Origin of the sequence: Enterobacter cloacae complex sp. ECC445 (assembly GCF_021892025.1) — a bacterium.
GTDB lineage: Bacteria > Pseudomonadota > Gammaproteobacteria > Enterobacterales > Enterobacteriaceae > Enterobacter > Enterobacter chengduensis.
In genome coordinates, this window is record NZ_JAKLRZ010000008.1 from 201,364 (window position 1) to 216,707 (window position 15,344).

Here is a 15,344-nt window from a genome sequence, read left to right on the forward strand (position 1 = left end):
ATCCTCTCTTCCCAGAAGAAATAACCATATCTTCTGTTAACGGCTGCTTTTTCTGCTTTACGCACCGTTTATCTCCCCGGGTTTGCTAATTGCCTGCCTCATAACGAGCGGTTAAGGTAAAGAACACTCTGCAAAATATAAGATTGGTTTAGCCCAATCGTAAGACGGTGCGGAAATGAATTCGGCAGTCCGTCTATAACAAAATGCCTGGAGGCAAAGCATGGAGATGTTGTCTGGCGCGGAAATGGTCGTTCGGTCGCTGATCGATCAGGGCGTAAAGCAAGTGTTCGGCTACCCTGGCGGTGCGGTCCTCGATATTTATGATGCGCTGCATACGGTAGGGGGCATTGACCATGTTCTGGTGCGTCACGAGCAGGCGGCGGTACACATGGCTGACGGCCTGGCGCGTGCGACGGGTGAAGTGGGCGTAGTGTTAGTGACCTCCGGCCCCGGCGCAACAAACGCCATTACCGGCATTGCGACAGCGTATATGGACTCCATCCCGCTGGTGATCCTCTCCGGGCAGGTGGCAACCTCACTCATCGGCTACGATGCGTTCCAGGAGTGCGACATGGTCGGGATTTCGCGTCCCGTTGTGAAGCACAGCTTTCTGGTTAAGCAAACCGAAGACATTCCCGGCGTGCTGAAAAAAGCCTTCTGGCTGGCGGCAAGTGGACGCCCTGGACCGGTGGTGGTCGATCTGCCGAAAGATATCCTGAACCCGGCAAACAGGCTGCCCTACGTCTGGCCGGACTCGGTCAGCATGCGTTCTTACAACCCTACAACGCAGGGCCACAAAGGCCAGATCAAGCGGGCGCTGCAGACGCTGCTGGCCGCTAAAAAACCGGTGGTCTATGTCGGCGGTGGGGCAATCAATTCTGCGTGTGAGCCACAGCTTCGTGAGCTGATCGAAAAGCTTAACCTGCCTGTTGCGTCGTCACTGATGGGGCTCGGGGCGTTCCCCGCCACCCACCGTCAGGCGCTGGGCATGCTGGGTATGCACGGTACCTATGAAGCCAATATGACGATGCACCATTCCGATGTCATTTTTGCCGTCGGCGTGCGCTTTGACGATCGCACCACCAACAACCTGGCGAAGTATTGCCCGAACGCCACCGTGCTGCACATTGATATCGATCCTACGTCGATTTCAAAGACGGTGTCTGCCGATGTACCGATCGTCGGAGATGCCCGTCAGGTTCTGGAGCAAATGCTGGATCTGCTGACCCACGAAAGCACGTCTCAACCGCTGGATGAGATCCGCGACTGGTGGCAGCAAATTGAACAGTGGCGCGCGCGTCAGTGCCTGAAATATGACGCGCAAAGTGAAAACATTAAGCCGCAGGCGGTCATTGAAACGGTGTGGCGCCTGACGAAAGGTGAGGCGTATGTGACCTCAGACGTCGGGCAGCACCAGATGTTTGCCGCTCTGTATTACCCATTTGATAAACCGCGACGCTGGATCAACTCCGGTGGTTTAGGCACCATGGGCTTTGGCCTGCCCGCCGCGCTGGGCGTGAAGCTGGCGTTGCCGAATGAAACCGTCGTCTGCGTGACCGGTGATGGCAGCATTCAGATGAACATTCAGGAGCTGTCTACCGCGTTGCAATATGAACTGCCGGTTCTGGTGCTGAACCTGAATAACGGGTATCTCGGCATGGTGAAGCAGTGGCAGGATATGATCTACTCTGGCCGTCATTCCCAGTCCTACATGAAATCGCTGCCGGACTTTGTTCGTCTTGCTGAAGCTTACGGCCACGTAGGCATGCGGGTGGCCGATCCGGCTGAGCTGGAAACGAAGCTCGCTCAGGCGCTTGAGCACGTTAAAAACAACCGCCTCGTCTTTATGGATGTCATTGTTGATGGGACCGAGCACGTTTATCCGATGCATATTCGTGGTGGTGGTATGGATGAAATGTGGTTAAGCAAAACGGAGAGAACCTGATATGCGCCGGATATTATCTGTTTTACTGGAAAACGAGTCTGGCGCACTGTCGCGCGTCATTGGCCTTTTTGCGCAGCGCGGCTATAACATTGAAAGCCTGACCGTTGCTCCGACGGAAGACCCGACGCTGTCGCGCATGACGATCCAAACCGTCGGCGATGCCAAAGTGCTCGAGCAGATTGAGAAGCAGCTGCATAAGCTGGTCGACGTGCTGCGCGTGAGCGAGCTGGGGCAGGGTGCTTACGTTGAGCGTGAAGTTATGCTGGTAAAAATTCAGGCCAGCGGCTACGGGCGTGATGAAGTCAAACGCAATGCGGACATTTTCCGCGGACAGATCATTGACGTCACGCCTTCTCTTTATACGGTTCAACTGGCCGGGACAAGCGACAAGCTGGATGCTTTCCTCGCGTCCGTGCGGGATGTCGCAAAAATTGTTGAGGTCGCGAGATCGGGTGTTGTGGGCCTGTCACGCGGCGAGAAAATCATGCGTTAGTTGTCAAAAAGGTTCGCCTCTTTCTGCCCGGTCACCAAAGCCGGGCTTTTTTTTGCGTAATCAGCCGATAACGCAGATAAAAGCGGTTGCCGCGAAGGCTTTTCTGCGTTTAGATGTTAAAAGATTTAACCATAACCTTGACAGGGCCATGGACTCTTTTCTTTTTTTAAGGGGCAATTGTGAAACTGGATGAAATCGCCCGGCTAGCCGGCGTGTCACGAACAACGGCCAGCTATGTGATTAACGGTAAAGCAAAGCAGTACCGTGTCAGCGATAAGACCGTTGAAAAAGTTATGGCGGTGGTTCGTGAACATAACTACCATCCGAATGCTGTCGCTGCCGGCCTGCGCGCCGGGCGTACCCGCTCTATTGGTCTGGTGATCCCGGATCTGGAAAATACCAGCTATACCCGTATCGCCAACTATCTTGAACGTCAGGCGCGCCAGCGCGGCTATCAATTGCTGATCGCCTGCTCGGAAGACCAGCCCGACAACGAGATGCGCTGCATTGAGCATCTGCTTCAGCGTCAGGTGGATGCTATCATCGTGTCGACCTCCCTACCGCCCGAGCATCCTTTCTACCAGCGCTGGGCGAACGACGCGTTCCCTATCGTTGCGCTGGATCGCGCGCTCGATCGCGAGCATTTCACCAGCGTCGTGGGTGCGGATCAGGATGATGCAGAAATGCTGGCCGCAGAGCTGAGAACATTCCCCGCTGAAACGGTGCTGTATCTTGGCGCGCTGCCCGAGCTTTCCGTGAGCTTCCTGCGCGAGCAGGGATTCAGAACCGCCTGGAAAGACGATCCGCGCGAGGTTCACTACCTTTATGCCAATAGCTACGAGCGTGAAGCGGCTGCGCAGCTGTTCGAGAAATGGCTGGAAACGCATCCGATGCCTCAGGCGCTGTTCACCACCTCGTTTGCGCTCCTGCAGGGCGTCATGGATGTGACCTTGCGCCGTGAAGGTAAACTGCCGTCCGACCTGGCGATTGCCACGTTTGGGGATAACGAGCTGCTCGATTTCCTCCAGTGCCCGGTGCTGGCGGTTGCCCAGCGTCACCGCGATGTGGCTGAACGCGTGCTTGAGATCGTGCTGGCAAGCCTGGATGAGCCGCGCAAACCGAAGCCGGGCCTGACGCGTATCAAACGTAATCTCTACCATCGCGGAATTTTAAGCCGCCAAAAATGAAACGACTGGGGCGGCGAAATCTGCCCCATTTTGTTGCGATATTTCGTGTAGATAATTCCCGGAGAGAAATTAGGATAATTCTTGCAGGATCGTAATCACCCATTTTCTTAATTCATTCTGGCTTTTAAATTGCCCATTTAAAGAACGTCCGGGTAATTTTAAGCAGCACTATTTGTATTATTTTGTTACAAACCCTCTTCGGGCGATGAATATTCAGACGTTTTTCCTCCGCCTTTGCCAGCTTACGCGCCAACCGCCGCGCTTACCGGGCGCCTGGGTGAATCTGGCGCTGTTATCCCCCGGGAATCTGTCATAAAATGCTGCCCGCGTCGCAAACTGACACTTTATATTTATCTGCGATGATATTGAGTGAGCCTTAACGCTAGTGTGCATATTCGGTTTTTTTCTTACAAATATTCATAACGTTAATTTTGCCTCGCCAGTTGTGCAGTTATTAACCAGGACTGTTTATCTCTGTAAATAGAGGGCTTTCGAGTCCTTATAGGGAGAGTCCTGGCTTGACAAGCTTTTCCCTCGCTCCGTAAACTCCTTTAGGTGGGAATTTGTGGGTTAAAGTGGTGAGGAGGGGTGTGACTGGCATGTTCCGTGGAGCTACGTTAGTCAATCTCGACAGCAAAGGGCGTTTATCGGTACCAACCCGATACCGCGACCGGCTGATTGAGAACGCTGCGGGTCAAATGGTTTGCACCATTGACATTAACTCCCCCTGCCTGCTGCTTTACCCCTTGCCCGAATGGGAAATTATTGAGCAAAAGCTGTCGCGACTGTCGAGCATGAACCCGCAGGAACGCCGCGTGCAGCGGCTGTTATTGGGACATGCCAGTGAATGTCAGATGGATAACGCAGGGCGATTACTGATTGCCCCTGTGTTACGGCAACATGCCGGTCTGACCAAAGAAGTGATGCTGGTCGGGCAGTTCAACAAGTTTGAGCTGTGGGATGAAACGACCTGGTATCAACAGGTCAAGGAAGATATCGACGCTGAGCAGTCTGATTCCGCGACATTATCGGAACGGCTGCAGGACTTGTCTCTATAAATATGATGGAAAATTATAAACATAAAACGGTGTTACTGGACGAGGCCGTGAACGGTCTGAACATTCGTCCGGATGGCATCTACATTGATGGCACGTTTGGTCGCGGTGGTCACTCGCGTTTGATTCTCTCCCAGCTTGGAGAGGAAGGGCGTCTGCTGGCAATCGATCGCGATCCGCAGGCTATTGCCGTTGCGCAGACCATCAATGACCCACGCTTTTCCATCGTGCATGGACCTTTCTCTGCGCTCGCGGATTACGTTGCCGAGCGCGGCCTGACGGGCAAGATCGACGGGATTCTTCTCGATCTTGGCGTCTCTTCACCCCAACTTGATGATGCTGAGCGCGGTTTCTCCTTTATGCGTGACGGTCCGCTGGACATGCGCATGGATCCGACGCGCGGTCAGTCTGCCGCGGAGTGGTTACAGACCGCTGACGAAGCCGATATTGCATGGGTCATCAAAACGTTCGGCGAAGAGCGCTTTGGCAAACGTATTGCGCGCGCCATCGTTGAGCGCAATCGTATTGAGCCAATGACCCGCACCAAAGAGTTGGCCGAGGTGATCGCGGCGGCGACGCCGGTGAAGGATAAGCACAAACATCCCGCGACCCGTACCTTCCAGGCGGTTCGCATCTGGGTAAACAGTGAACTGGAGGAAATAGAGCTGGCGCTAAAAAGCTCGCTCGACGTGCTGGCCCCGGGTGGGCGGTTATCCATCATCAGCTTCCATTCGCTGGAAGACCGTATTGTGAAACGCTTTATGCGTGAACAAAGCCGCGGTCCACAGGTGCCAGCGGGGCTGCCGATGACGGAAGAACAACTCAGGAAGCTGGGTGGCCGTCAGTTGCGAGCATTAGGCAAGTTGATGCCGGGCGAAGAAGAAGTGGCAGAGAATCCACGCGCCCGTAGTTCAGTGCTGCGTGTTGCAGAGAGGACGAACGCATGATCGGCAGAGTGACAGAGACCCTAAGCAAAGTTAAGGATTCGTTAGGAAGCAACGAGCGCCATGCCTTGCCTGGCGTGATCGGCGACGATCTTTTGCGGTTTGGGAAACTGCCACTCTGTCTGTTCATTTGCATCATTGTCACAGCGGTTACGGTGGTGACCACCGCTCACCACACACGTTTATTGACTGCGCAACGCGAGCAGATGGTACTGGAACGCGATGCGCTGGATATTGAATGGCGAAATCTGATCCTTGAAGAAAACGCGCTCGGCGATCACAGCCGGGTTGAACGGATCGCAACGGAGAAGCTGCAGCTGCAGCATGTTGATCCTTCACAGGAAAATATCGTAGTACAAAAATAAGGGAAAACGCGACGCATGAAAGCAGCGGCAAAAACGCTAAAACCAAAACGTCAGGAAGAACAGGCCAACTTTATCAGTTGGCGTTTTGCGTTGCTTTGCGGCTGCATTTTACTCGCTCTGGGTTTTCTGCTGGGACGCGTAGCCTGGCTACAAATCGTCGCCCCTGACATGCTGGTGCGCCAGGGCGACATGCGCTCTCTGCGCGTTCAGGAAGTATCGACATCCCGCGGGATGATCACCGACCGCTCTGGCCGTCCGCTGGCGGTGAGCGTGCCGGTGAAGGCGATCTGGGCCGATCCGAAAGAACTGCATGACGCGGGCGGGATCACGCTGGATAACCGCTGGAAGGCGCTTGCCGATGCGCTGAAGATGCCGCTGGACCAGCTGGCGTCACGCGTGAATACAAACCCGAAAGGGCGTTTTATCTATCTGGCGCGTCAGGTGAACCCTGACATGGCGGACTACATCAAAAAACTGAAGCTGCCGGGGATCCATCTGCGTGAGGAATCCCGTCGTTACTATCCATCCGGCGAAGTGACCGCTCACCTCATTGGCTTTACCAACGTCGATAGCCAGGGGATTGAAGGCGTCGAAAAAAGCTTTGATAAATGGCTTACCGGCCAGCCGGGCGAACGTATCGTGCGTAAAGACCGCTACGGTCGCGTGATCGAGGATATTTCCTCAACGGACAGCCAGGCGGCGCACAACCTTGCGCTAAGCATTGATGAACGTCTGCAGGCGCTGGTTTACCGCGAGCTGAACAACGCCGTGGCGTTTAACAAGGCGGAGTCGGGCAGCGCCGTGCTGGTGGATGTCAACACGGGTGAGGTGCTGGCGATGGCCAATAGCCCGTCCTACAACCCGAACAACCTGACCGGCACGCAGAAGGATGTGATGCGTAACCGTACCATCACCGACGTCTTCGAGCCGGGCTCGACCGTTAAGCCGATGGTGGTCATGACTGCACTTCAGCGCGGTATCGTGAATGAAAACACCGTACTGAATACCATTCCTTACCGAATTAACGGTCACGAAATCAAAGACGTGGCACGTTATAGCGAATTGACCCTGACCGGGGTGTTGCAGAAGTCGAGTAACGTCGGCGTTTCTAAGCTGGCGTTAGCGATGCCGTCCTCAGCGTTAGTAGAGACTTACTCACGTTTTGGGCTTGGAAAGGCGACCAATTTGGGGTTGGTCGGAGAACGCAGTGGCTTATATCCTCAAAAACAACGGTGGTCTGACATAGAGAGGGCCACCTTCTCTTTCGGCTACGGGCTAATGGTAACCCCGTTACAGTTAGCGCGAGTCTACGCAACGATCGGCAGCTATGGCGTTTATCGTCCGCTGTCGATTACCAAAGTTGATCCACCGGTTCCCGGTGAGCGTATCTTCCCGGAATCCACCGTTCGTACCGTTGTGCACATGATGGAAAGCGTGGCGCTGCCCGGCGGCGGCGGCGTGAAGGCGGCTATCAAAGGCTACCGCATTGCCATTAAAACCGGTACGGCGAAAAAAGTGGGGCCAGACGGCCGCTACATCAACAAATACATTGCCTATACCGCAGGCGTAGCGCCTGCAAGCAATCCGCGTTTTGCGCTGGTGGTCGTAATCAACGATCCACAGGCGGGTAAATACTACGGCGGCGCCGTCTCCGCGCCCGTGTTCGGGGCCATCATGGGCGGCGTGTTACGCACCATGAACATTGAACCGGATGCGCTGGCGACGGGCGAAAAAAGTGAATTTGTAATTAATCAAGGCGAGGGTACAGGTGGCAGATCGTAATTTGCGCGACCTTCTCGCTCCGTGGGTGCCAAACGCACCGGAGCGAGCACTGCGAGAGATGGTACTGGACAGCCGCGTAGCGGCTTCTGGCGATCTTTTTGTGGCGGTGGTCGGTCATCAGGCGGACGGGCGTCGTTATATCCCGCAGGCGATTGCGCAAGGTGTGGCTGCCATTATTGCTGAGGCTAAAGATGAGGCAACCGACGGTGAGATCCGTGAAATGCACGGCGTGCCGGTTATCTATCTCATCCAGTTGAACGAGCGTCTTTCCGCGCTGGCGGGACGTTTTTATCACGAACCTTCCGACCAGCTGCGTCTGGTTGGCGTAACGGGCACCAACGGAAAAACCACCACCACGCAGCTGATGGCGCAGTGGGCCCAACTGCTGGGTGAAACCGGTGCGGTGATGGGAACCGTGGGCAACGGCCTGCTGGGCAAAGTGAGCCCGACGGAAAACACCACCGGTTCGGCGGTTGACGTCCAGCACGTGCTTGCCGGTCTGGCAGGGCAGGGCGCAACCTTTGCCGCAATGGAAGTTTCTTCACACGGTCTGGTACAGCACCGCGTCGCGGCGCTGAAATTTGCGGCATCCGTGTTTACCAACCTGAGCCGCGATCATCTTGATTATCATGGTGATATGGAGCATTACGAAGCCGCGAAATGGCTGCTCTATTCCACTCACCACTGTGGTCAGGCGATCATCAATGCCGACGATGAAGTCGGACGCCGCTGGCTGGCGAAGCTGCCGGATGCGGTTGCCGTGTCGATGGAAGACCATATTAATCCGAACTGCCACGGCCGCTGGCTGAAGGCGGTTGAGGTGAACTATCACGACAGCGGGGCGACCATTCGCTTTGCCTCTTCCTGGGGTGAAGGTGAAATTGAAAGCCGCCTGATGGGGGCGTTTAACGTCAGCAACCTGCTGCTGGCGCTGGCGACGCTGCTGGCGCTGGGTTATCCGATGGCGGAACTGCTGAAAACCTCAGCGCGTCTGCAGCCGGTTTGCGGCCGTATGGAAGTGTTCAGCGCGCCGGGCAAGCCGACCGTCGTGGTTGATTATGCCCACACGCCGGACGCGCTGGAAAAAGCGCTGGAAGCGGCGCGCCTGCACTGTACCGGTAAGCTCTGGTGCGTGTTTGGCTGCGGCGGCGATCGCGACAAAGGCAAGCGCCCGCTGATGGGCGCGATTGCGGAGCAGTTTGCGGATATTCCGGTTGTTACCGATGACAACCCGCGTACGGAAGAGCCGCGCGCCATCATCAATGACATTCTGGCGGGCATGCTGGACGCGGGCCGCGCGCGCGTCGTGGAAGGCCGTGCGGAAGCCGTGACCAACGCCATCATGCAGGCCAAAGAAAACGACGTGGTTCTGCTGGCGGGCAAAGGCCATGAAGATTATCAGATCGTTGGCAATCGCCGTCTGGACTACTCGGATCGCGTAACGGCAGCACGCCTGCTGGGAGTCGTCGCATGATTAGCCTTTCGTTAAGCCAGGCCGCTGCGCTGCTGCACGGCGACCTGCATGGGCAAGACCTGACCATTGATGCCGTGACGACGGACACCCGCAAAGTCACGGCAGGCTGTCTGTTCGTGGCGCTGAAGGGCGAACGTTTTGACGCGCATGATTTTGCCGAACAGGCCAAAGAAAACGGCGCGGGTGCGCTTCTGGTCAGCCGCAAGCTTGATGTCGATCTGCCGCAGGTTGTGGTGAAAGATACGCGTCTCGCGTTCGGCGAGCTGGCTGCCTGGGTTCGTCAGCAGGTACCTGCGCGCGTCGTCGCGCTCACCGGGTCATCGGGCAAAACGTCGGTGAAAGAGATGACGGCGGCGATCCTCAGCCAGTGCGGCAACACGCTTTATACCGCGGGCAACCTCAATAACGACATCGGCGTGCCGATGACGTTACTGCGCCTGACCAAAGAGCATGACTATGCGGTGATCGAGCTAGGAGCAAACCATCAGGGTGAAATCGCCTGGACCGTGAGCCTGACGCGCCCGGAAGCGGCGCTGGTGAATAACCTCGCGGCGGCGCATCTGGAGGGCTTTGGTTCGCTGGAAGGCGTAGCGAAAGCCAAAGGCGAGATTTATACCGGCCTGCCGGATAACGGTATTGCCATTCTGAACGCCGATAACAACGACTGGCTGAACTGGCAGAGCATCATTGGGTCGCGTAAAACCTGGCGCTTCTCGCCGAATGCGGCCAACAGTGATTTTACCGCGACCAATATCCATGTGACGTCGCACGGCACGGAGTTCACCCTCACGACCCCAACGGGTGGTGTGGACGTGCTGCTGCCGCTGCCGGGGCGTCATAACATCGCCAATGCGCTTGCGGCGGCGGCGTTGTCGACGGCGGTCGGCGCGCCGCATGAGGCGATCAAAGCCGGGCTGGCGAACCTGAAAGCCGTACCGGGGCGTCTGTTCCCGATTCCGCTTTCGGAAAACAAGCTGCTGCTGGATGACTCCTACAACGCGAACGTTGGCTCAATGACGGCGGCGGTGCAGGTGCTATCGGAAATGCCGGGCTATCGCATCATGGTGGTTGGCGACATGGCAGAGCTGGGCGACGAAAGCGAAGCCTGTCATACCCAGGTCGGTGAAGCGGCGAAAGCGGCGGGGCTGGACCGTGTCCTGAGCGCAGGAAAACTGAGCCAGGCGATAAGCCAGGCCAGCGGCGTTGGCGAGCATTTTGCCGATAAAGCGGCGTTGATTGAACGCCTCAAAGCATTGATGACAGAAAAACAAATTGTGACTGTGTTAGTGAAAGGTTCACGTAGTGCCGCCATGGAAGAGGTTGTGCACGCATTACAGGAGAACGGGACATGTTAGTTTGGCTGGCCGAACATTTGGTCAAATATTATTCAGGCTTTAACGTCTTTTCGTATCTGACGTTTCGCGCCATCGTCAGCCTGCTGACTGCGCTGTTCATCTCGCTGTGGATGGGCCCGCGCATGATTGCCCGTCTGCAAAAACTCTCTTTCGGCCAGGTTGTGCGTAACGACGGCCCGGAATCGCACTTCAGTAAACGCGGCACGCCGACTATGGGCGGGATCATGATCCTGACGGCCATCGTTGTTTCCGTACTGCTGTGGGCGTATCCGTCTAACCCATACGTCTGGTGCGTGCTTACCGTGCTGGTGGGCTATGGGATCATTGGTTTTGTGGATGATTACCGCAAAGTCGTTCGCAAAGATACGAAGGGCCTGATTGCCCGCTGGAAGTACTTCTGGATGTCGGTGATTGCGCTGGGCGTGGCCTTTGCGCTCTATCTGGCCGGGAAAGACACGCCGGCAACCGAGCTGGTCGTGCCGTTCTTTAAGGACGTGATGCCGCAGCTGGGGCTGTTCTACATCCTGCTGGCCTACTTTGTGATTGTCGGCACCGGCAACGCCGTTAACCTGACCGACGGTCTGGATGGCCTCGCCATTATGCCTACCGTCTTCGTGGCGGCCGGTTTTGCGCTGGTGGCCTGGGCGACCGGTAACATGAACTTTGCGAACTACCTGCACATCCCTTATCTGCGACACGCGGGTGAGCTGGTGATCGTCTGTACGGCGATTGTCGGCGCGGGGCTGGGTTTCCTGTGGTTCAACACCTATCCGGCTCAGGTCTTTATGGGTGACGTCGGTTCTCTGGCTTTGGGCGGTGCGCTCGGCATTATCGCCGTACTGCTGCGTCAGGAGTTCCTGCTGGTGATCATGGGCGGCGTGTTTGTGGTTGAAACCCTGTCGGTGATTTTGCAGGTCGGTTCCTTCAAGCTGCGCGGTCAGCGCATCTTCCGTATGGCGCCGATTCACCACCACTATGAACTGAAAGGCTGGCCGGAGCCGCGCGTGATTGTGCGCTTCTGGATTATTTCGCTGATGCTGGTGCTGATTGGCCTGGCAACGCTGAAGGTACGTTAATCATGGCAGATTACCAGGGCAAAAAAGTCGTTATCATCGGGTTGGGCCTCACGGGCCTCTCCTGCGTGGACTTTTTCCTCGCGCGCGGCGTGACGCCGCGGGTGATGGATACGCGTGTCTCTCCGCCGGGTCTGGACAAGCTGCCGGAACAGGTTGAACGCCACCTTGGTGGTCTGAATGATGACTGGCTGCTGGCAGCCGATCTGATTGTCGCCAGCCCTGGTATGGCGCTGGCGCACCCTTCGCTGAGCGCTGCCGCGGATGCGGGCGTTGAGATTGTCGGCGATATCGAGCTGTTCTGCCGCGAAGCGCAGGCCCCCGTTATCGCCATTACCGGTTCTAACGGAAAGAGCACCGTCACCACCCTGGTGGGTGAAATGGCGAAAGCGGCAGGCATGAACGTCGGCGTCGGCGGTAACATCGGCTTGCCTGCTCTGATGCTGCTGGACAAAGGCTGCGAACTCTATGTTCTGGAACTTTCCAGCTTCCAGCTGGAAACAACCTCCAGCCTGCACGCCGCCGCTGCGACGATCCTTAACGTGACGGAAGATCATATGGACAGGTATCCATTTGGTCTGCAGCAGTACCGCGCCGCCAAGCTGCGCGTGTATGAAAATGCCAAAGTCTGCGTGGTGAACGCCGATGACGCGCTGACCATGCCGGTACGCGGCGCGGACGATCGCTGTATCAGCTTCGGCATCACCATGGGTGATTATCATCTGAACCGCCAGCTGGGTGAAACCTGGCTGCGGGTGAAAGGTGAGAAAGTACTGAACGTGAAAGAGATGAAGCTCTCTGGCCAGCATAACTATACCAATGCGCTGGCGGCGCTGGCGCTGGCGGATGCTGTTGGCCTGCCGCGCTCCTCAAGCCTGAAAGCGTTAACCACGTTTTCCGGCCTGGCGCACCGCTTCCAGCTGGCGCTGGAGCACAACGGCGTGCGCTGGATCAACGACTCTAAGGCGACCAACGTGGGCAGCACGGAGGCCGCGCTGAACGGCCTGCACGTTGACGGTACCCTGCATCTGCTGCTGGGCGGCGACGGTAAATCCGCTGATTTCTCGTCCCTCAAGCCGTATCTTTCCGGGGATAACATCCGTCTGTACTGCTTCGGCCGCGACGGCAGCGAGCTGGCTGAACTGCGCCCTGAGGTTGCCGAGCAAACCGACACCATGGAACAGGCGATGCGGCTTATCGCGCCTCGCGTGAAGCCGGGCGACATGGTGCTGCTCTCTCCGGCCTGTGCCAGCCTCGATCAATTCAAGAATTTCGAACAGCGTGGTGATGTCTTTACCCGTCTGGCGAAGGAGTTAGGCTGATGCGTTTATCTCTCCCTCGCCTGAAAATGCCGCGTCTGCCAGGATTTGGAATTCTGGTGTGGCTGTTTGCGGCACTGAAAGGCTGGGTGATGGCTTCGCGGGAAAAAGACTCCGATAGCCTGATTATGTACGACCGCACCCTGTTCTGGCTTACGCTGGGGCTGGCGGCGATCGGCTTTATCATGGTGACCTCGGCCTCGATGCCCGTTGGACAGCGTCTGGCTAACGATCCCTTCCTGTTTGCCAAGCGTGACGGGCTGTACATCATCCTGGCGTTCTGTCTGGCGCTGGTGACCCTGCGTCTGCCGATGGCATTCTGGCAGCGGCACAGTACGGCGATGCTGATTGCGTCAATTATCATGCTGCTGATCGTGCTGGTGGTGGGGAGCTCCGTTAACGGGGCATCGCGCTGGATTGCCTTTGGTCCGCTGCGCATTCAGCCTGCGGAATTCACCAAGCTTTCGCTGTTCTGCTACCTGGCGAACTACCTGGTGCGTAAGGTAGATGAGGTGCGTAACAACCTTCGCGGCTTCTTAAAACCGATGGGCGTGATTCTGGTGCTGGCGGTATTGCTGCTGGCGCAGCCTGACCTCGGTACCGTGGTGGTGCTGTTTGTCACGACGCTGGCGATGCTGTTCCTGGCAGGGGCCAAGCTGTGGCAGTTCATCGCCATCATCGGAATGGGGATTTCAGCGGTAGTGCTGCTGATCCTCGCCGAGCCTTACCGTATCCGCCGCGTGACCTCGTTCTGGAACCCGTGGGAAGATCCGTTCGGCAGCGGTTATCAGCTGACGCAGTCGCTGATGGCCTTTGGTCGCGGTGAACTCTGGGGGCAGGGGCTGGGTAACTCGGTACAGAAACTGGAGTATTTACCGGAAGCGCACACTGACTTCATCTTCTCCATTATTGGGGAAGAACTGGGTTATATCGGTGTGGTATTAGCGCTATTAATGGTATTCTTCGTCGCTTTCCGCGCCATGTCGATTGGCCGGAAAGCGCTGGAGATCGATCACCGCTTCTCAGGCTTCCTGGCCTGCTCAATTGGTATCTGGTTTAGCTTCCAGGCATTGGTTAACGTCGGGGCCGCAGCGGGCATGCTGCCGACCAAAGGTCTGACGTTGCCGTTGATCAGTTATGGTGGTTCCAGTCTGTTGATCATGTCGACGGCCATCATGCTGTTGTTGCGCATAGATTATGAGACGCGCCTGGAAAAAGCCCAGGCGTTTACACGAGGTTCACGATGAATCAACCGAAGCGGTTAATGGTGATGGCAGGCGGTACCGGCGGACACGTGTTCCCGGGGCTGGCGGTTGCGCACCATTTAATGGATCAGGGCTGGCAGGTACGCTGGCTGGGAACCGCAGACCGCATGGAGGCCGATCTGGTACCGAAGCACGGTATCGAGATCGACTTTATTCGTATTTCCGGCCTTCGGGGCAAAGGCCTCAAGGCAATGCTGCTGGCACCGGTGCGCATTTTTAACGCCTGGCGTCAGGCGCGCACCATCATGAAGCGCTTTAAGCCCGATGTGGTGCTGGGAATGGGCGGCTATGTCTCTGGTCCCGGCGGGCTGGCGGCGTGGTCGTTAGGTATTCCCGTCGTGCTGCATGAGCAGAACGGTATTGCCGGTCTGACCAACAAATGGCTGGCGAAAATCGCCACCAAAGTTATGCAGGCATTTCCCGGCGCGTTCCCGAAAGCGGACGTGGTGGGTAACCCGGTGCGCGTGGACGTGCTGGCGCTGCCGCTGCCGGACGCTCGCCTGACGGGCCGTGAAGGGCCGGTGCGTGTCCTGGTCGTGGGCGGCTCTCAGGGCGCACGCATTTTAAACCAGACGATGCCGCAGGTAGCCGCACAGCTCGCAGATGCCGTAACCATCTGGCACCAGAGCGGAAAAGGCGCTCAGCAGACCGTTGAGCAGGCCTACGCCGAGGCGGGGCAACCGCAGCATAAAGTCACAGAGTTTATCGACGACATGGCGGCAGCGTATGCCTGGGCCGATGTCGTGGTTTGCCGCTCTGGCGCGCTGACGGTGAGCGAGATTGCTGCCGCCGGTTTGCCAGCGCTGTTTGTGCCGTTCCAGCACAAAGACAGACAGCAGTACTGGAATGCGCTGCCGCTCGAGAAAGCCGGTGCGGCGAAGATATTTGAGCAGCCATACTTTACCGCCGACGCGGTCGCCACCACCCTGGCGGGCTGGAACAGAGACGTATTGCTTGAGATGGCCGAGCGCGCGCGCGCGACGGCTATCCCTGATGCGACGGAACGGGTGGCAAAAGAAGTGAGCCTGGCAGCCCAGGCTTAACCCTCGCAGCGCGTAAAGCGCGGCACGAATTTTAAGTAGTCGAT

General features: G+C 57.1%; 13 protein-coding genes. All 13 read left to right on the forward strand.

The window, feature by feature from the left end; translation table 11 throughout:
* Positions 1 to 220: 220 nt before the first annotated feature.
* Complete coding sequence (gene ilvI, locus L6R44_RS10170; protein ID WP_237424060.1) at positions 221 to 1,945, forward strand: acetolactate synthase 3 large subunit; 1,725 nt, start codon at positions 221 to 223, stop codon at positions 1,943 to 1,945.
* Between the two features lies 1 nt (position 1,946).
* A complete protein-coding gene (gene ilvN / locus L6R44_RS10175) occupies positions 1,947 to 2,438 on the forward strand; it encodes an acetolactate synthase small subunit (protein ID WP_023334498.1) in 492 nt (163 codons plus the stop codon).
* Positions 2,439 to 2,617: 179 nt separating this feature from the next.
* On the forward strand, positions 2,618 to 3,625 hold the full coding sequence (gene cra, locus L6R44_RS10180; protein ID WP_032644059.1) for a catabolite repressor/activator: 1,008 nt from the start codon (positions 2,618 to 2,620) through the stop codon (positions 3,623 to 3,625).
* 599 nt (positions 3,626 to 4,224) lie between these two features.
* Positions 4,225 to 4,683, forward strand: a complete 459-nt coding sequence (mraZ, locus tag L6R44_RS10185) for a division/cell wall cluster transcriptional repressor MraZ (protein ID WP_032642561.1) — start codon at positions 4,225 to 4,227, stop codon at positions 4,681 to 4,683.
* Between the two features lie 2 nt (positions 4,684 to 4,685).
* Positions 4,686 to 5,627, forward strand: coding sequence for a 16S rRNA (cytosine(1402)-N(4))-methyltransferase RsmH (gene rsmH, locus L6R44_RS10190; protein WP_021240527.1), 942 nt, complete (start codon positions 4,686 to 4,688; stop codon positions 5,625 to 5,627).
* The gene (ftsL, locus tag L6R44_RS10195) at positions 5,624 to 5,989 is read left to right on the forward strand and encodes a cell division protein FtsL (RefSeq protein ID WP_008501989.1); all 366 of its coding nucleotides are present in this window, start codon (positions 5,624 to 5,626) and stop codon (positions 5,987 to 5,989) included. Before rsmH ends, ftsL begins: the two co-directional genes overlap by 4 nt.
* Before the next feature lie 15 nt (positions 5,990 to 6,004).
* Positions 6,005 to 7,771, forward strand: coding sequence for a peptidoglycan glycosyltransferase FtsI (locus L6R44_RS10200; protein WP_032644060.1), 1,767 nt, complete (start codon positions 6,005 to 6,007; stop codon positions 7,769 to 7,771).
* Positions 7,758 to 9,245, forward strand: a complete 1,488-nt coding sequence (murE, locus tag L6R44_RS10205) for a UDP-N-acetylmuramoyl-L-alanyl-D-glutamate--2,6-diaminopimelate ligase (protein ID WP_237424061.1) — start codon at positions 7,758 to 7,760, stop codon at positions 9,243 to 9,245. The genes L6R44_RS10200 and murE overlap by 14 nt, the downstream gene beginning before the upstream one ends.
* Positions 9,242 to 10,600, forward strand: coding sequence for a UDP-N-acetylmuramoyl-tripeptide--D-alanyl-D-alanine ligase (gene murF, locus L6R44_RS10210; RefSeq protein WP_237424062.1), 1,359 nt, complete (start codon positions 9,242 to 9,244; stop codon positions 10,598 to 10,600). Before murE ends, murF begins: the two co-directional genes overlap by 4 nt.
* A complete protein-coding gene (mraY, locus tag L6R44_RS10215) occupies positions 10,594 to 11,676 on the forward strand; it encodes a phospho-N-acetylmuramoyl-pentapeptide-transferase (RefSeq protein ID WP_008501985.1) in 1,083 nt (360 codons plus the stop codon). Before murF ends, mraY begins: the two co-directional genes overlap by 7 nt.
* A 2-nt stretch (positions 11,677 to 11,678) precedes the next feature.
* Positions 11,679 to 12,995 carry a UDP-N-acetylmuramoyl-L-alanine--D-glutamate ligase gene (gene murD, locus L6R44_RS10220; protein ID WP_237424063.1) on the forward strand — a complete coding sequence of 439 codons (1,317 nt, stop codon included), beginning with the start codon at positions 11,679 to 11,681 and terminating at the stop codon, positions 12,993 to 12,995.
* On the forward strand, positions 12,995 to 14,239 hold the full coding sequence (gene ftsW, locus L6R44_RS10225; RefSeq protein ID WP_032644064.1) for a cell division protein FtsW: 1,245 nt from the start codon (positions 12,995 to 12,997) through the stop codon (positions 14,237 to 14,239). Before murD ends, ftsW begins: the two co-directional genes overlap by 1 nt.
* Positions 14,236 to 15,300: an undecaprenyldiphospho-muramoylpentapeptide beta-N-acetylglucosaminyltransferase gene (murG, locus tag L6R44_RS10230; protein ID WP_237424064.1), complete on the forward strand. Its 1,065-nt coding sequence runs from the start codon at positions 14,236 to 14,238 to the stop codon at positions 15,298 to 15,300. The genes ftsW and murG overlap by 4 nt, the downstream gene beginning before the upstream one ends.
* The last annotated feature ends 44 nt before the right edge of the window (positions 15,301 to 15,344 follow it).